Annotated in this window: 17 protein-coding genes; 1 reads left to right on the forward strand and 16 read right to left on the reverse strand. The window is 70.3% G+C overall.

Features of this window, described 5'->3' with window-relative positions; all coding sequences use genetic code 11:
• The 15 genes from secF to pgsA form a co-directional block, all read right to left on the reverse strand.
• The coding region (gene secF / locus VGZ32_RS24675; protein ID WP_326888574.1) for a protein translocase subunit SecF at positions 1 to 800 on the reverse strand (800 nt) is incomplete at its 3' end.
• Positions 800 to 2,596 (reverse strand): protein translocase subunit SecD, encoded by a 1,797-nt coding sequence (gene secD / locus VGZ32_RS24680; RefSeq protein WP_326888619.1) that lies wholly within the window; start codon positions 2,594 to 2,596, stop codon positions 800 to 802. The genes secD and secF, both read right to left, overlap by 1 nt.
• Positions 2,597 to 2,905: 309 nt before the next feature.
• Positions 2,906 to 3,328, reverse strand: coding sequence for a preprotein translocase subunit YajC (yajC, locus tag VGZ32_RS24685; protein ID WP_326888575.1), 423 nt, complete (start codon positions 3,326 to 3,328; stop codon positions 2,906 to 2,908).
• Positions 3,329 to 3,537: 209 nt separating this feature from the next.
• Complete coding sequence (ruvB, locus tag VGZ32_RS24690) at positions 3,538 to 4,596, reverse strand: Holliday junction branch migration DNA helicase RuvB (protein ID WP_326888576.1); 1,059 nt, start codon at positions 4,594 to 4,596, stop codon at positions 3,538 to 3,540.
• An 18-nt stretch (positions 4,597 to 4,614) separates the two neighbouring features.
• Positions 4,615 to 5,247, reverse strand: a complete 633-nt coding sequence (gene ruvA / locus VGZ32_RS24695) for a Holliday junction branch migration protein RuvA (RefSeq protein WP_326888577.1) — start codon at positions 5,245 to 5,247, stop codon at positions 4,615 to 4,617.
• A gap of 25 nt (positions 5,248 to 5,272) precedes the next feature.
• Positions 5,273 to 5,851, reverse strand: coding sequence for a crossover junction endodeoxyribonuclease RuvC (gene ruvC / locus VGZ32_RS24700; RefSeq protein WP_326888578.1), 579 nt, complete (start codon positions 5,849 to 5,851; stop codon positions 5,273 to 5,275).
• 142 nt (positions 5,852 to 5,993) lie between these two features.
• Positions 5,994 to 6,749, reverse strand: a complete 756-nt coding sequence (locus VGZ32_RS24705; RefSeq protein WP_326888579.1) for a YebC/PmpR family DNA-binding transcriptional regulator — start codon at positions 6,747 to 6,749, stop codon at positions 5,994 to 5,996.
• Between the two features lie 60 nt (positions 6,750 to 6,809).
• On the reverse strand, positions 6,810 to 7,433 hold the full coding sequence (gene pdxT, locus VGZ32_RS24710) for a pyridoxal 5'-phosphate synthase glutaminase subunit PdxT (protein WP_349263738.1): 624 nt from the start codon (positions 7,431 to 7,433) through the stop codon (positions 6,810 to 6,812).
• Between the two features lie 17 nt (positions 7,434 to 7,450).
• Complete coding sequence (gene pdxS / locus VGZ32_RS24715; protein WP_326888581.1) at positions 7,451 to 8,374, reverse strand: pyridoxal 5'-phosphate synthase lyase subunit PdxS; 924 nt, start codon at positions 8,372 to 8,374, stop codon at positions 7,451 to 7,453.
• A 151-nt stretch (positions 8,375 to 8,525) separates the two neighbouring features.
• The gene (locus VGZ32_RS24720) at positions 8,526 to 8,933 is read right to left on the reverse strand and encodes a type II toxin-antitoxin system VapC family toxin (RefSeq protein WP_326888582.1); all 408 of its coding nucleotides are present in this window, start codon (positions 8,931 to 8,933) and stop codon (positions 8,526 to 8,528) included.
• Positions 8,924 to 9,193 carry a FitA-like ribbon-helix-helix domain-containing protein gene (locus tag VGZ32_RS24725; RefSeq protein WP_326888583.1) on the reverse strand — a complete coding sequence of 90 codons (270 nt, stop codon included), beginning with the start codon at positions 9,191 to 9,193 and terminating at the stop codon, positions 8,924 to 8,926. Before VGZ32_RS24725 ends, VGZ32_RS24720 begins: the two co-directional genes overlap by 10 nt.
• 37 nt (positions 9,194 to 9,230) lie before the next feature.
• Entirely contained in the window at positions 9,231 to 9,785 is a 555-nt protein-coding gene (locus VGZ32_RS24730; RefSeq protein ID WP_326888584.1) for a hypothetical protein, read from the reverse strand.
• Positions 9,782 to 10,984, reverse strand: coding sequence for a glycosyltransferase family 4 protein (locus VGZ32_RS24735; protein ID WP_326888585.1), 1,203 nt, complete (start codon positions 10,982 to 10,984; stop codon positions 9,782 to 9,784). Before VGZ32_RS24735 ends, VGZ32_RS24730 begins: the two co-directional genes overlap by 4 nt.
• Positions 10,985 to 10,993: 9 nt before the next feature.
• Positions 10,994 to 11,974, reverse strand: a complete 981-nt coding sequence (locus VGZ32_RS24740) for a phosphatidylinositol mannoside acyltransferase (protein ID WP_326888586.1) — start codon at positions 11,972 to 11,974, stop codon at positions 10,994 to 10,996.
• Entirely contained in the window at positions 11,971 to 12,627 is a 657-nt protein-coding gene (pgsA, locus tag VGZ32_RS24745; protein ID WP_326888587.1) for a phosphatidylinositol phosphate synthase, read from the reverse strand. Before pgsA ends, VGZ32_RS24740 begins: the two co-directional genes overlap by 4 nt.
• A 250-nt stretch (positions 12,628 to 12,877) precedes the next feature.
• Between pgsA and VGZ32_RS24750 the strand changes: the two genes are divergently transcribed.
• Positions 12,878 to 15,064: an elongation factor G-like protein EF-G2 gene (locus tag VGZ32_RS24750; protein WP_326888588.1), complete on the forward strand. Its 2,187-nt coding sequence runs from the start codon at positions 12,878 to 12,880 to the stop codon at positions 15,062 to 15,064.
• Here VGZ32_RS24750 and VGZ32_RS24755 read toward each other — a convergent pair.
• A complete protein-coding gene (locus VGZ32_RS24755; RefSeq protein WP_326888589.1) occupies positions 14,954 to 16,510 on the reverse strand; it encodes a hypothetical protein in 1,557 nt (518 codons plus the stop codon). The two genes, VGZ32_RS24750 and VGZ32_RS24755, sit on opposite strands and share 111 nt — an antisense overlap.
• Positions 16,511 to 16,771: the final 261 nt, after the last annotated feature.

Raw genomic sequence — 16,771 nt, forward strand, 5'->3', positions numbered from 1 at the left:
CCGCCGAACAGCAGCGCCGCCACCGGGATCAACGCGATCAGGGAGGTGTTCACCGAGCGCACCAGGGTCTGGTTCACGGCCAGGTTCGCGGCCGGACCGTAACCCATCTTGCCGGTGTCGACCAGCAGTTTCTTGTTCTCCTTGACCTTGTCGAACACCACGACCGCGTCGTACATCGCGTAACCGAGGATGGTCAGGAAGCCGACCACGGTCGCCGGGGAGACCTCCAGGCCGGACCAGGCGTACACCCCGACGGTGATCACGATGACGTTGATCAGCGAGGTGAGCGCCGCCACGGCCATCTTCCACTCGAAGAAGATCGCCAGGTAGATCGCGAGCAGGATCAGGAACACCACCAGCGCCTGGAGCGCCTGCACCGAGATGTCGTGGCCCCAGCTGGCGCCCACCTGCTCGACGGTGATCTTCGACTGATCGACCCCGGCCGCCCGCGCCAGGTCCGCGGTCAGCTTCTGCTGGGTCGCGGTGGTGATCGTGGTCGTGGTCACGGTGACCTGCCGACCGCCGCCGACGATCTGCTGCACCTGCACGGTCGGGGCGGGTACCCCGTCGCCACTGGCGATCGAGACGACCTGGTCACTGCTCATGGTCGCGGTCGGCACGGTGATCACCGAACCGCCCTTGAAGTCCACGCTGAAGTGCAGGCCGCGCAACGCCACGCCGAGGATCGAGGCGAGCAGCAGCGCGCCGAAGATCGTCAGCCAGCGCTTGCGGCGCCCGACGATGTCGTAGGAGACCTCGCCGCGGTAGAGGCGGTTGCCGAAGGAACCGAGCCGGGACATCAGGCCTCCACCCGCTTCGTCGCGTCGCTCTTCGCGTCGGTGTCCGAGCCCTCGGCGGCCGCGGCCGCCTGCTCGGCCCGGCGCCGCTCGGCGATGGTCATTCGCTTGGCCGGGACGGCGCCCCAGCTCGTCCGCTTACCGCCGAGCCGTTCCGGATCAAGGCCGGACCACTTGTGGCCGCCCCCGAAGAACTCGGTCTGGGCCAACAGTGAGATCAACGGCTTGGTGAACAGGAAGACCACCACGATGTCGATGATCGTGGTCAGACCGAGGGTGAAGGCGAAACCCTTCACCGAGCCGATCGACATGATGTACAGCACCGCGGCGGCGAGGAAGGACACGAAGTCCGACGCGACGATGGTGCGCCGGGCCCGGGTCCAGCCGTGCTCGACGGCGGTGCGCAAGGTCCGGCCTTCGCGCACCTCGTCGCGTAGTCGTTCGAAGAACACGACGAACGAGTCGGCCGTGATACCGATCGCCACGATCAGACCGGCGACGCCGGCGAGCGAGAGCGTGAAGCCCATCAGCGGGCCGAGCAGCACCGCGGAGCCGTAGGTGACCGTCCCGGCGATCAGCAGGCTGGAGATGGCGACCGCGGCCAGGCCCCGGTAGTAGAAGATGACGTACAGGAACACCAGGCCGAGCCCGATGGCGCCGGCGATCAGGCCACCGGTCAACTCGTTGCCACCGAGCGTCGGGGACACGATCGAGACCTGCGAGACGTTGAACGTCAGCGGCAGCGCGCCGTAGTTCAGCACCGTGGCCAGGGTGTCCGTCTGGCTCTGCGTGAAAGTGCCCGTGATCTGCGCCTGGCCGCCGGTGATGGCACCCTGGTTGACCGCCGGAGCCGACTGGACCACGCCGTCGAGCACGATGGCGAACTGTCCGGAGCCGGTCTGGCTGGTGTACTGCTGGTACAGCGTGCTGGTGGCGTTGGCGAAGTCCTTGGTGCCCTTGGCGTCGAAGCTCAGCAGGACCTGCCAGGCGCCGGTCACGTTGCCGTTGGCGGTAACCGGGACGGACTGCGCGCTCGTGACGTCCTTGCCGTCCACCTGGGAAGGGCCGAGCAGGTACTTGACCTGGTTGGTGGTGTCGCAGGTGGCGATGTAGTCGGTCGGCAGGGCCAGGGCCGCCGCCTTGACCGCGGTCTTGTCGGCGCAGTTGAGGGTGGCGAACTCGTTGGTCGCCGCGGTCTGCGAGGCCGAGGCGGCCGTACTCGCCGACGGGGAGGCGCTGGCCGCGGGGGTCGCGGAGGAGGATGCCTTGGCGGTGCTCGAGGCGGCCGCGGTGGCGCTCGCGCTCGCGGCGTCCTTGAGCTGCGTCATCGACTCGGCCTGACCGGATGCCTTGGCGGTCGCGCTCGCGGAGGGCGAAGCGGGCGCCTTAACGGAGGAGGACGCGGACGGCGACGGCGACGGCGATGGCGTCGTCGAGCCCGATGCCTTCGGCGAGGCGGACGGGGAGGCGGTCGCGGTGGCCTGGGCTTCCTCGAGGACCGGCCGGAAGTACAGGTGCGCGGTCGAGCCGATCTCGTTGACCAGCGTCTGCGAGTTGTGGCCGGGGATCTCCACCTGGATCGTGTTCGAACCCTGCTGTGAGACCTGGGCCTCGGAGACGCCGAACGCGTTCACCCGCTCCTGCATGATCGTCACGGCTTCGCCGACCGAGCCGGCCGGGATCGTGCTGGTGCCGGGCGCGGGGGTGGCGGTATAGATCGCGCTGGTGCCGCCGGCCAGGTCGATGGCGAGCCGGGGGGTCAGGTTCCCGATCCCGAACATCACCGCGTACAGCGTCACGATCAAGCCCGCAAGGATGGTCAGCGGCAGTGCCCGCCGTTGTCCCTCGCCCCCGCGCGCCACCCATCCGCGTGACCCGCGCTTGCTCCGCGGTTTCCTCGCAGCCACGTCGCACTTCTCCTGTGTCTACTGTCTCGGCACGGCCGCCCCCGCCGGCCGTCGGTCACGCACGGGGCGACAGGCGCGCCCCGGCGGGCCGGCGGGCCGCTCGAAGTCAAGTCCGTGAGAGGGACGACCCATGGCCGCCCTATGGTTCCCGACCCGCCGAGTTCAGGCAAAAGTCTGATAATCCACGGGCCTGGGCGGAACTTAACTCTTGACCGGCTGCGCGCTGTGCGGGGCGTCCTCGACGGAGGATTCCTCGTCGGCGGCCGACTCGTCGGTCCCGGCCTCAGCCTCGGACTCGACGCTGTCGCGGGGCTCGGCCTCGGACTCCTCGTCCGCGGCCTCGACCTCGGACTCGAACGGCTCCGCCTCGACGGGCGAGATGACCCCGGCGACGGCCGATTTCACGAACCGGAGCTTGACCCCCGGCGTGGTCTCCACCAGGACGTGCTCGTCGGTCACCTCGACGACCTCGCCGACGAGTCCCCCGATCGTGCGCACTTCCGCGCCGACGATGAGCGCGGACTGCAACTGGGCGGCCTGATTCTGCCGCCGCTTGTTGCCGCGGGTGGTCATGAAGAGGAACACGCCGCCGATGACGACGATGTAGATGAGCAGTAGCTGCATGATTTAGTCGGCTGTCCTATCGGGACCGGCTCGCGCGGTCTGCACGGGTTCGGTCGGGTGCGCGGAGCACACGAGGGCACTCCAGGTCACGCGGAGTCTATGCGCTCGCACCCAGACGAAACAATGACGGGCGGTCGCGGAGCAAAGGCGGACCGCGTCGGAGCGGCGCTGTGTGCCGCTCTAGGGACATTATGACAGGAGTCCGGCGGTTAGGGCGCGTCCCCGAACAGTCCCGGCTGATTCGGGATTCCCCCAGGTTGGATGTGGGCGGGCACCTGCATCCCGAGGTGCGCCCAGGCCGCGGCCGTCGCGATCCGGCCGCGCGGGGTGCGGGCGAGCAGACCTTGGCGGACGAGGAAGGGCTCGGCGACCTCCTCCACCGTGTCCGTCTCCTCACCGATCGCGACCGCGAGCGTGGAGAGGCCGACCGGGCCGCCGTTGAACAGCCGCAGCAATGCGCCGAGGACCGCGCGGTCGAGGCGGTCGAGACCGCGCTCGTCGACCTCGTACACCTCCAGGGCGGCCCGTGCCACGTCGAGGCTGATCCGCCCGTCGCTCCTGACCTCGGCGTAGTCCCTGACCCGGCGCAGAAGGCGGTTCACGATGCGCGGGGTGCCGCGCGAGCGCGAGGCGATCTCGGCCGCGCCCTCGTCCGCGATTCCGACATCGAGCAGCCGGGCGGAACGGCGCACGATCCGCACCAGGTCGTCGGGCTCGTAGAACTCCATGTGGCCGGTGAAGCCGAAGCGGTCGCGCAGCGGGGCCGACAGCAGGCCGGACCGGGTGGTCGCGCCGACGAGGGTGAACGGCGGCAGCTCGAGCGGGATCGCGGTGGCGCCCGGCCCCTTGCCGACGATGACGTCGACCCGGTAGTCCTCCATCGCCATGTAGAGCATTTCCTCGGCGGGCCGGGACATCCGGTGGATCTCGTCGAGGAACAGCACCTCGTTCTCGGTGAGCGAGGACAGGATCGCGGCCAGATCGCCGGCGTGCTGGATCGCGGGACCCGAGGTGATCCGGATCGGGACGCCCATCTCGGCCGCGATGATCATCGACAGCGTGGTCTTGCCGAGGCCGGGCGGCCCGGCCAGCAGGATGTGGTCCGGCGCGCCGCCGCGCTTGCGCGCCGCGTGCAGCACAAGTTCGAGCTGCTCGCACACCTTGTGCTGGCCGACGAAGTCCTGGAGCGACTTAGGGCGCAGCGCCGCCTCAGCTGCGCGCTCCTCGTTGTCAGCCCCGGCGTCCATCAGGCGCGAATCGCTAGACATGCCTGCCCCCGTTGTTCTTTATCGCTTCAGGCTGCGCAGCGCGGCGCGCAGCAGGACGGGGAGTTGCGGGGATTCGCCGCGCGCCTCGGCCTCGGCGGCGACCGGCTCGACGTCTGCAAGCGCGGCCTCTGCGTCACGCGCGGTCCAGCCGAGGCCGGTCAACGCCTCGAGCAGTTGTCCGCGCCACGGGGTCACGCCGGGCGCGGCAGCTGCTCCGCCTGCGGCAGCCTGCGCGTGAACGGTGCCAGTCGGCGCTCCCAAGCGGCCCTTGAGCTCCAATAGCAGCTTCTGCGCACCCTTGGGGCCGATCCCGGGGACGAGGGTGAGGGCGCGGGCGTCCTGGGTGGCGAAGATCGTGCGCAAGGTGTCGGGGCGGTGGGTGGCGAGCATGGCCTGGGCCACTCGTGGCCCGACCCCGCTCGCGGTCTGGAGGAGTTCGAAGACGGTGCGCTCGTCGTCGTCCGCGAAGCCGTAAAGCGTCAGCGAATCCTCACGCACGATCAGACTCGTGGCCAGCCGGGCGCGCTGACCGACCGTCAGGTTAGCGAGGGTCGCGGGCGCGCAGTGCAGCAGCAGTCCGACGCCGCCGACCTTCACCACGGCGCCGTCCGGGGCCAGCGCGTCGACCTCTCCTTCGACGAAGGCGATCACGATCGGCCCGCAATCCGACAGCCGTTCACCTGAAGCCGCCCTTCCGCCGTCCACGTTCCCTGTGCATCGGCACGTTACCGGAGGGCAGCGACACTCCTTGGCGTTGAAGCGCCTCGGCGATCCGGTCGGCCGCTCCCCCGCGCCACACGTGGCAGATCGCCAGGGCCAGCGCGTCGGTTGCGTCGACCGGCTTAGGCGCCGAGCTGAGCTTCAGGATCCGCACGACCATGGCCGCGACCTGTTCCTTCTGCGCGCGCCCGTCCCCCGTGATGGCCGCCTTCACTTCGCTCGGCGTGTGTAGCGCCACAGGAAGCCCGCGCCGCGCGGCTGCGACCATCGCGACCCCGGCCGCCTGAGCGGTGCCCATGATCGTACGAACGCCCTCCTGCGCGAACATCCGCTCCACGGCCACAGCATCCGGGTTGTGCTCATCGAGCCACTGCTCGACCTGCCCCTCGATCACGAGCAGCCGCTCGGCAATCGGCGCGTCGGCCGGGCTGCGCAGCACACCCGCGGCCACCATCCGCATAGGCGCCCCGATGCGCCCTTCCACCACCCCGACGCCCATGCGCGTCAGGCCCGGGTCTACGCCGAGGACTCTCACGGCTCGTCGGTCGCCAGCAGGGAGGCGAAGTGCAAGCAAAAGGTCTTGGACATGACCGGCTCCTCGGTACGGAAGAGAACTCCGCTCCGAGTATGTCCCGAGCTGAGCCGTGCAGACGGTTGGACTTTCGCTCCGCGTCGGATCACTCGTCGAGGGCGGCCATGATCTCGTCGGAGACGTCGAAGTTGGCGTACACGTTCTGCACGTCGTCGCTGTCCTCGAGGGCGTCGATCAGCTTGAAGATCTTGCGCGCGCCTTCCTCGTCCAGCTGGACCTGCATGGTCGGCAGGAAGGGGGCTTCGGCCGAGTCGTAGTCGATCTTGGCGTCCTGGAGCGCGGTGCGCACCGGGACCAGGTCGGCCGGCTCGCTGATCACCTCGAAGGAGTCGCCGAGGTCGTTGACCTCCTCGGCGCCGGCCTCGAGCACCGCTTCGAGGATGACGTCCTCGGTCAGGCCGTCCGACTTGGGCACGATGACCTGGCCCTTGCGCCCGAACAGGTAGGAGACCGAGCCGGGGTCGGCCATCGAGCCGCCGTTGCGCGTCATCGCGACGCGCACTTCGGAGGCGGCCCGGTTGCGGTTGTCGGTCAGGCACTCGATCAGCACCGCCACGCCGTTCGGGCCGTAGCCCTCGTACATGATGGTCTGATATTCGGCGCCGCCGGCCTCCGCGCCCGATCCGCGCTTGATCGCCCGGTCGATGTTGTCGTTCGGGACGGAGCTCTTCTTCGCCTTCTGGATGGCGTCGTAGAGCGTGGGGTTGCCGCCCGGGTCGCCGCCGCCGGTGCGCGCGGCGACCTCGATGTTCTTGATCATCTTCGCGAAGAGCTTGCCGCGCTTGGCGTCGATCACGGCCTTCTTGTGCTTCGTGGTCGCCCACTTGGAGTGGCCGGACATACCCTTCGCTCCCTCTTCCCGAACCCCGCCATCGCGGACTCGTACTCGTACGTTCGTGCGTCAGCGGGCGGCGCGCACCAGATCAGCGAAGAAGCCGTGGACCCGGTTGTCCCCGGTCAGCTCCGGATGGAACGAGGTGGCCATGAGCACGCCCTGCCGGACGGCGACGATCCTACCCGCGCCGGGACCCGCCGTTACGCGCGCCAGTACCTGCACGCCCCCGTCCGCCGGCCCGCCGTCCCCGATCTCCTCGACCCACGGCGCACGAATGAACACCGCGCGCAGCTCGCGGTCGATCCCCTCGAAGGCGATCGGCTCCTCGAAGGAGTCGACCTGGCGGCCGAACGCGTTGCGCCGCACTGTGATGTCCAGGCCGCCGAAGGTCTCCTGGCCGGCCACGGCGTCGAGGACCCGGTCGGCGAGCATGATCATCCCGGCGCACGAGCCGTACGCGGGCATGCCGTCGGCGAGGCGCTTGCGCACCGGTTCGAACATGTCGAAGGCGGTCGCCAGCCTCCACATCGCGGTGGACTCGCCGCCGGGGATCACGAGCGCCTCGACGGCGTCCAGCTCGCTCGCACGGCGGACCGGCACGGCGCGGGCGCCGACGGATTCGAGCGCGGCGATGTGCTCGCGCACGTCTCCCTGCAGCGCGAGCACGCCAATCGTCACCGGGTCGGCCATAAGTCGGTTCCGCCGCTCTACCAACCGCGCCCGGCGTAGCGCTCGGACTCGGGCAGCACGTCGATGTTGATGCCGACCATCGGCTCGCCCAGCCCGCGGGAGACCTTGGCGAGCACGTCGGGGTCGTCGTGGAAGGTGGTCGCCTTGACGATCGCGGCGGCGCGCTTGGCCGGATCGCCGGACTTGAAGATGCCGGAGCCGACGAACACGCCCTCGGCGCCCAGCTGCATCATCATCGCGGCGTCGGCCGGGGTCGCGATGCCGCCGGCGGTGAACAGCACGACCGGCAGCTTGCCGGTGGCCGCGACCTCCTTGACGATCTCGTACGGCGCCTGGAGGTCCTTCGCCGCGAGGAACAGCTCGGACTCGTCGAGGGTGGCCAGCCGGCGGATGTCGGAGCGGATCTGGCGCATGTGGCGGGTGGCCTCGACCACGTTGCCGGTGCCCGCCTCGCCCTTGGACCGGATCATCGCGGCGCCCTCGGCGATCCGGCGCAGCTCCTCGCCCAGGTTGGTGGCGCCGCAGACGAACGGCACGGTGAAGGCCCACTTGTCGATGTGGTGCGCCTCGTCGGCGGGGGTGAGGACCTCGGACTCGTCGACGTAGTCCACGCCGAGCGCCTGGAGGACCTGGGCCTCGACGAAGTGGCCGATCCGCGCCTTGGCCATGACCGGGATGGAGACCGCGTTGATGATCCCGTCGATCATGTCGGGGTCGGACATGCGCGCGACGCCGCCGTCCTTGCGGATGTCGGCCGGGACCCGCTCCAGGGCCATGACGGCGACCGCACCGGCGTCCTCGGCGACCTTGGCCTGCTCGGCGGTGACCACGTCCATGATCACGCCGCCCTTGAGCATCTCGGCCATGCCTCGCTTGACGCGGGCGGTGCCGAGCTGGGGGGTCTGCGCGGCGGCCGACTCGGGGGTGGGTGCGGTGGTCACGGATACCTCGCTCGCGACTTCAGACGTAGGGATTACCGCACCATCTTATGGCCTGGCGATTCCAGCTCCGCCGCGCCGCATGTCGGGCTTAAGCCAGCGGCTTTACGCACTGCCAACCGCGGGTGGTGATCACGCGGTCACCTGGTCACGGTCACCTGATCAGTTCGATCGCGCACGAGACGCCGGGAGGCGACAGGAACTTCGCGTCGCAGGTGACCAGTGAGGCGCCCAACTCTTCCGCCAGCGCGACGTATGCCGCGTCATACGCGGTCATGTTGTCGCGCAAGCGCCAGACCCGCAGATACGCCTCGGACGAAAGCCGCTCCCGCCTGATCGGCAGGTCGTAAAAATCGCGAAGGAGAGCGGGCGCCGCCTCAGCGGGATTGGTCTTGCGTCGAAAGATGCCCCGAATCGCGGCAGCTACCTCCAGATCGAGGTGGGCTGGCGCATAGGCTGCGTCTCCCAAAGAGAGCCGAGCGGTAACGGCCGCACACCGGGACGCGTCATCAGGGGCCATCATCTCGACGATCGCCGAGGCGTCAACCACGATCAGCCCCATTTGGCATCCTCTTCATCGCGTACCGCGCGCACTGCGGCCACAACGTCGTCGCTGGTGACGCCGAACTTCACGCGGGTCGCTTCGAGCCTCGCGATCGCCTCCGCCATCGTCGGCGTCTCGGCGTCAAGCGTGAGCCGCTCCACAATGTAGGAGTTCAGGGACTGGTGGTGGTCCTTGGCCCGTGCGGCGAGAGTCTTGCGTACCTTCGCGGGAATCCCGCGGATGGTGAGATTGCTTGTGATCTCTTCTTCGTCTGCCATGGCGGCATAATAGCACCATTTTAGCGCTAAAACGACGTCACCGCACGAAGGCGGCCGGGGGCTCGTCGTCGAAGTCGAAGGTCGGCTTGTCCGGGGCGCGGCCGGCCAGGCGGAAGGTGCGGACGCGGCGGTGGCCGCGCAGGTGGCGGACCGCGAGGACGGATTCGTTGTGGAAGCGCCGGGCCAGCTGCACGCGGCGGATCGCTGCGCCGAGTTCGCGGACCAGTTCGGCGCCTTCGGGGGTTTGGCTGAGCTGCTCGATTTGCGCGGGGTCGTCGAACGCCGCGCGCAGGTCGCGGGTCAGCGCCGATTCCACGCCCTCGCGCTCGTCTTCCGGCGCGACTTGGCTCTCGCGCGCGGCTGTCGCCAGGATGACCGCCGTCGCCACGTCCACGAGTCCGGACCTGGCCAGCTCGAGGGTCGCCGCCGAGCGCCTTACTAGCTGTGCGTCGAGAGCGACCTTCGCTGCGTCGAGGCGCACGTGGAGCCGGTCGAGGCGGGTGGCGGTCCAGCTGAGGTAGAGGCCGAACAGCAGGATCAGGACCAGGACGAGGACGAGTGTCCCGGTGTACTGGGTGAGGACCAATTTCACCGGTGGCCCCGCCAGATCGCCGCACCAGTTCCGGTACTGGTCCCGGTGCCGGTCCTGTTGTCGGTGCTCACGCGGGCGGTCGACTCGGTGACCATCTCGTAGATCGCCAGGATGTCGGCGGCGACGACGGACCAGTCGTAGCGGCGCACGGCGGTGGAGGCGGCTTCGCGGAGGGCGCTGCGCTGGCCGGGGTCGCCAAGCAGGTCGATCGCGGCCTTGGCGAGGGCGCCCGCGTCGCCGTTGGGGAACAGCCGCCCGGCCGCTCCGCCGTCGAGGACCAGGGAAAACGCGTCCAGGTCGGAGGCGAGGACCGGGGCGCCCGCGCTCATCGCCTCGACCAGGATGATGCCGAAGGACTCACCGCCGGTGTTCGGCGCACAGTAGATGTCGACCGAGCGCAACAGCCGTGCGCGCGCTTCATCGGAGACCATGCCGAGGAACGTGACGTTGTCGCGGACGTGTGCGGGCAGTGCCTTGAGCGCTTCTTCCGCATCGCCGCGCCCGGCGACCAGCAGGCGCGTGTTCGGCCGGGCCTCCATGATCGCGGGGAAGGCCTCGAGCAGCACCGGCAGGCCCTTGCGCGGCTCCTCGAACCGGCCCATGAAGCCGATCGTGCCGCCGGTGTCCCGCTCGGCGTCCGGGGTGGTCCACTCCGGATTCGGCGCCGCGGCGGCGAAGTAGCCGACGTCGACGCCGTTCGGGATCACGACGGCGTCGCCGCCCAGGTGCTCGACCAGGGTGCGCCGGGCGTACTCGCTGACCGCGATGCGCGCGTTGATCTTCTCCATCGCGGCCTGGAGGATCGGGAAGGCGGCGGTCATCGCGCGCGAGCGGGGGTTCGCGGTGTGGAACGTCGCGACCACCGGACCGGCCGCCGCCCAGCAGGCCAGCAGGGACAGCGACGGCGCCGCGGGCTCGTGCAGGTGCAGGACGTCGAACTTGCCCTCGTGCAGCCAGCGGCGCACCCGCGCGGCCGACATGAAGCCGAAGCTGAGCCGGGCCACCGAGCCGTTATACGGCACCGGGACCGCGCGCCCGGCCGAGACAACGTAGGGCGGCAGCGGCGTGTCTTCATCGGAGGGGACCAGGACCGAGACCTCGTGCCCCAGGTTGATCAAGTGCGCGGCCAAGTCGCGGACGTGGAACTGCACGCCGCCAGGCACGTCCCAGGAGTAGGGGCACACGATTCCGATCTTCACCGCGGCCGCCTATTGCCCAGGCCCCGCGGCCGACTGTGCTTCTTCCGCGCGTTCCTTGCGTTCCTCGCGCGTGGCTTCTCCGGCGGCGGGGTCGTGCGCGGGGTCGAGGTCGACGAGCCACAGCCGCTGGAGCATGTGCCAGTCGGCCGGGTGCTCGGCGATCCCCTGCGCGAAGACGTCGGCGAGCCGCTGGCACATGTCGGCGACCTTCTGGTCGCGGGTGCCCTCGGCCGGCGGCTTGATCTCGGGGTGCACGATGGCGCGCTGGTAGTCCTTCTCGTACCAGAGCGTCACCGGGAGCAGCAGCGCGCCGGTCGACAGGGCGAGCGCGGCGGGCCCGGCCGGCAGCTTCGTGGTCTCGCCGAAGAACTGGACCGGGACGCCGCGGTCGGTCAGGTCGCGCTCGGCCACCAGGCAGACCAGGCCGCCCGCCTTGAGCCGCCGCACGAGTCCGAGGAAGGAGCTCTGGCCGCCGGTCAGCGGCAGCACCTCCATGCCGACGGACTCGCGGTATGCGACGAAGCGCTCGTACAGCGGTTCCGGCTTGAGCCGCTCCATCACGGTGGCGAAGCCGTTGAACTGCCCGGCCGCCCAGAAGCCCGCGTGGTCCCAGTTGCCCATGTGCGGCAGCGCGAGGACCACCCCGCGGCCGGACGCCATGCCGTCCTCGAGGTTCTCGCTGGCTACATGGAAGGTGCTGTCTGCCCGTTCCTGCGACCAGGTCTCCAGCCGGAACACGTCGCACCAGTAGCGCAGGTAGTTGCGCATGCCCTGGTGCGAGACCTCGCGCACGCGCTCGGGCGTGGCTTCCGGGCCGAGCACCCGGGCGAGGTTGAGTTCGAGCCGGGTGACGCCCTTGCCCCGCCTGGCCCAGATCCGGTCCGCGATCAGTTCGAACAGCTTGTACGCGGTCCGCTCGGGCATCCGCTTCACCACGCCCCACCCAAAGGCGTAGAGGCGGTAGGTGAGTTGCTGTGACAGTCGGCTCATCCGGCAGTCTCCGGGCGTGGCTGGGTATCGGGTTCTGGCGGTGCGGGCGGGGTGCCCGGCAGCGCCTGCTTGCGCACGTGCATGATGCGCTGGATGACGGTGAGCGTGGAGCCGATCGCGAGTCCCCACAGGGCGATCGCCTGGATGAACGGGACGCCGAGGCCGGCCAGGCCGGTGGCGACCAGCGACCCGACCAGCCGCTCGCCGCGCTCGACGAGCCCGACCGCGCACTCGTAGCCGAGCGACTCGGCCTTCGCCCGCGCGTACGAGGTGACCGCTCCGGAGACCAGGCACACCATCGACAGGATGAACATGACGCGGTCGTGCACCGCGCCGAAGTAATAGGCCAGGCCGCCGAAGATCGCCGCGTCGCCGAACCGGTCGAGGGTGGCGTCGAGGAAGCCGCCCCACTTGGACACCCGCCCGGCCAGCCGCGCCATGGTGCCGTCGAGCAGGTCGGAGAAGATGAACGCGGTCACCGCGACCGTGCCCCAGAAGAAGTGCCCGCGCGGGAAGAACACCAGCGCCGTGACGCAGACGCCGAGCGTGCCGGCGATGGTCACGGCGTCCGGCCCGACCCCGAGGCTCAGCAACCAGCGCGCGGTCGGCGTGAGCACACGGGTGAAGAAGGCCCGCGCGTAGCGGTTCAGCATGTAAGTCCCATTATCCCAGCGTCGTCTGCGGCGCGAAGGCAGCCCGTGCGCGGACCGCGGCGCCCATCGTATTGGTATCGGGGCGCGCGCTCGCCGGGACCCTCGCGGTCAACCGGGGTGCGCGCCCGGCTCGCGGCTGCCCCGGCCGGGTGGAAGGCTGCGTTCGGGGGCTTGTCGGGCGCTTCGATGAGGAGTTGTCTGCAAGCATCGGCAAACAGCGCGTTACCGAGAGAGCACGCCGGAGGGAATCATGGCCGACAAGAGCGGGAGCATGCGCGGCAGGGATGCCAGGGCGCCGGAGGCCGATCGGCCGGACAACGTGCGCAACGTGGTCCTGGTCGGGCACACCGGCGCCGGGAAGACGACCCTGGTGGAGGCGTTGCTCACGGCCACGGGCACCATCGCCCGGCCGGGGCGGGTGGAGGACGGCTCCACGGTCACCGATTCGGACGAGATCGAGCACCGGCTCGGGCGCTCGGTCTCCCTGGGCCTGGCCCCGCTGGAGTTCGGCGGGATCAAGGTGAATCTGCTGGATGCGCCCGGATACGCGGACTTCGTCGGGGACCTGCGGGCCGGCCTGCGCGCCGCCGACGCCGCGCTGTTCGTGGTGTCGGCCGCGGACGGGGTGGACGGAGCGACGCAGCTGCTGTGGGAGGAGTGCGCGGCGGTCGAGATGCCGCGCGCCGTGGTGGTGACGAAGCTGGACAGCCCGCGCGCGGACTTCGACGAGATGGTGGCGATCTGCCAGCGGGTGTTCGGCGACGGGGTGCAGCCGCTGTACCTTCCGCTGCTCGACGACGCCGAGCAGGTCGGAGGGCTGATCGGGCTGCTTTCCCAGCGGATCTACGACTACAGCGAGGGCGGCCGGGCCGAGAACGACGCCGATCCGGAGCACTTGGAGCTGATCGAGGGCCCGCGCAACGCGCTGATCGAGGGGATCATCGCGGAGAGCGAGGACGAGTCGCTGATGGACCGGTACCTCGGCGGCGAGCAGATCGACGTCAAGGTGCTGATCGACGATCTGGAGACCGCGGTGGCGCGCGGCCACTTCTACCCGGTGCTGCCGGTGAGCCCGACCGGCCACGACGCCTCGGCGCAGGCGGACGGGACGGCCCGGGTGGGCACGATCGAGCTGCTGGAGCTGATCACGAAGGGCTTCCCGGCGCCCGGCGAGCACTCGATCCCGGCGGTTACCACGCCGAACGGGGCGCCGAAGGAACCGCTGGCCTGTGACCCGGCCGGGCCGCTGGTGGCCGAGGTGGTCAAGACGACCTCGGACCCGTACGTGGGGCGGATCTCGCTGGTGCGGGTGTTCTCCGGGACGCTGCGCCCCGAGCAGCCGGTGCACGTCTCCGGGCACGGCCGGGCCGAGCGCGGGCACCCGGACCACGACGTGGACGAGAAGGTCGGCGCGCTCTCCTGCCCCCTGGGCAAGACGCAGCGGCCGGTGCAGCAGGCGGTGGCCGGCGACATCGTGGCGGTGGCGAAACTCTCGCACGCGGAAACCGGTGACACGCTGTCCGCGAAGGACGACCCCGCGCTGATGGAGCCTTGGGTGATGCCCGATCCGCTGCTCCCGATCGCGGTGCTGGCGAAGGCGAAGTCGGACGAGGACAAGCTCAGCCAGGCGCTCGGGCGGCTGGTGGCGGAGGATCCGACGCTGCGGCTGGAGATCAACCCGGAGACGCACCAGCTGGTGCTGTGGTGCATGGGCGAGGCACACCGCGACGTGGTGCTCGACCGGCTGTCGACCCGCTACGGCGTGGCGGTGGAAACGGTGCCGCACCGGGTGTCGCTGCGGGAGACCTTCACGGCGCCGGCGGGCGGGCACGGGCGGCACGTCAAGCAATCCGGCGGGCACGGCCAGTACGCGATCTGCGACATCCAGGTGGAGCCGCTGCCGAACGGGTCTGGGTTCGAGTTCGTCGACAAGGTGGTCGGCGGCGCAGTGCCGCGACAGTTCATCCCGTCGGTCGAGAAGGGCGTGCGCACGCAGCTCGAGCGCGGGGTCTTCGCCGGGTACCCCATCGTGGACCTGAGGGTGACGCTGTTCGACGGGAAGGCGCACTCGGTCGACTCGTCGGACATGGCGTTCCAGACGGCGGGCGCGCTGGCGCTCAAGGACGCGGCGGGCAAGGTCCAGGGCGCGCTGCTGGAGCCGGTGGACGCGGTGGAGATCCGGGTCGCGGACGAGTTCCTCGGCGCGGTGATGGGCGACCTGTCCGGGCGGCGCGGCCGGGTGCTGGGCACCGAGCCGGACGCGGCCGGGCGCACGCTGGTGCGGGCCGAGGTGCCCGAGACCGAGCTGGCCCGCTACCCGGTGGAGCTACGGTCGCTCTCGCACGGAACGGGCGTGTTCACGCGGGAGTACCTCCGGCACGAACCCATGCCCGCGCAGCTCGCCGCCAAGATCGTCGCGGAGGCTGCCGAGAGCTGAAGAGGGCTGCGGCGGACCGGCAAAGGGGCCGGTCCGCCGCTTTGGCGTGCCGCCGACCGTGAGGGTGTCCGCGGCCGTGCGGGCGGCCGGTCCGGCCAGCGCGACCAGCGTCGCGCCGATCATCGTCCACAGCTTGATGTTGCCTTGGAACTGCGGCGAAATGCCCAGCGTGGGCAGCGCGAAGACCAGAGCGGTCAGGCTGAGCGTGGTCATCGGCCGCGGGCTCTTGGCACCGAGCAGGTCCCAGCACAGCGCGCCGACGATCAGCCCGGCGAAGTAGTAGGCGTAGTCGTTGGGCTCGAGCGCGATCCGGGCGCACACGCCGATGAGGATCGCGGCGGGCCAGCGGCGCCGCCACACCGCGAGCCCGCCGAACAGGCACCCGAAGGCGATCTGCGCGGGCCGGTCCCAGGCGGGGGTGGTCGGATCGGTCACGCCGAGCGCGCGCAGCGCCGAGTCGGGCACGTTGTGGATGGTGAATCCGGCCGCGTTGAGGCTGTTCGGGTCGGCCATGAGGAACGGCAGCCAGGCGGCGACGATGAGCGCGATGCAGGTGCCGAGCGCGACGCGCCGGGACGGGTCCCGGTGGGCCGAGCCGCCGGCGCGCCGCCACACCGAGCCGGGCATCGCGAAGATCAGCGGGAGGAACGCCGCCGCCCACGGCTTCGAATCCACCGCGAACGCCACGCAGCCGCCGAGCAGCACCGGCCGGCGCACGGCGGCGGCCCAGACCGCGAGCGCGGCGAAGGTCAGCGCGAGGACGTCGTCGAAGTGGGCGTACCAGACGCCGGTCAGCGCCCAGAGCGGGATGAGCACCATGCCGCCGCCGAGGATGGTCCAGCGCACCCGCGAGACCGGGATGTCGCGCCGCAGGGCGAACGCCGCCCGCTCGACGGCGAACAGCACGACCAGGCCGAGGAAGGTCATCACCAGTTCGGCGGCGACCAGGCCGTTGTGCGGGGCGAGCCAGGTGATCGGCTCGGCCACGGTGAAGGTGAGCGGGCCGCTCTGCAGCCGCGGGTAGTTCGCGAACAACTCGAGCCCGCCGGCGGGCTGGTGCTTTGCGGCGCCTTCCCACAACAGCTGCGCACCTAGGGCGGAGAAGTGCCAGGACTGGCCGCCCTTGACCGCCTTGGCGCTGAACCACAGGGCGGTCCAGGCGGTCAGCAGCGGCCAGTGCCACGGATCACTGCGCAGCGGATCGCCGAACTCGCCGTCACGCAGGCGCGCGAGCAGGGCCCGGCGGCGGGACGGCGGCGAAGCCGGGGCCGGAGCCGGAGAAGACGCCGGTGTGACGGTCGGATCGCTGGGGAATTCGACGGACGGGTTCCCTGCGCCGCCCCCGTGCGGCGTCATCCGGTGCGTCCTGGTGCGGTACCGCGGCATCATGCCCGGTACTCCCGGCGGGTCCGCGGTCCCGGACGCCGCATCGTGATCTTGGTCCATGACCCCCATGACTGCGTCTGTTCCCCTCGCTGTGCGTCGTGCCCGGGCGGCGCCGACCCCGGGCGCCGCTTCGTACACCCCAGTTAACGCAGCAGGTGGGGTGGCGGTTGGAAGGGATCATGGTCCGTACCCAATTTGTTATGACACCGGTGCAGAGCCGCGGAATCCGGTAACAATCCACTAAATCTATGGTCGTATTTCGGTGGACACCGGAGCCGCGACGGCGTGCACGCCGCAGCGCACGTGGAAGTGCTGGAGGCG

It is taken from the genome of Actinocrinis sp. (genome assembly GCF_035938995.1).
Taxonomy (GTDB): domain Bacteria; phylum Actinomycetota; class Actinomycetes; order Streptomycetales; family Catenulisporaceae; genus DASZGI01.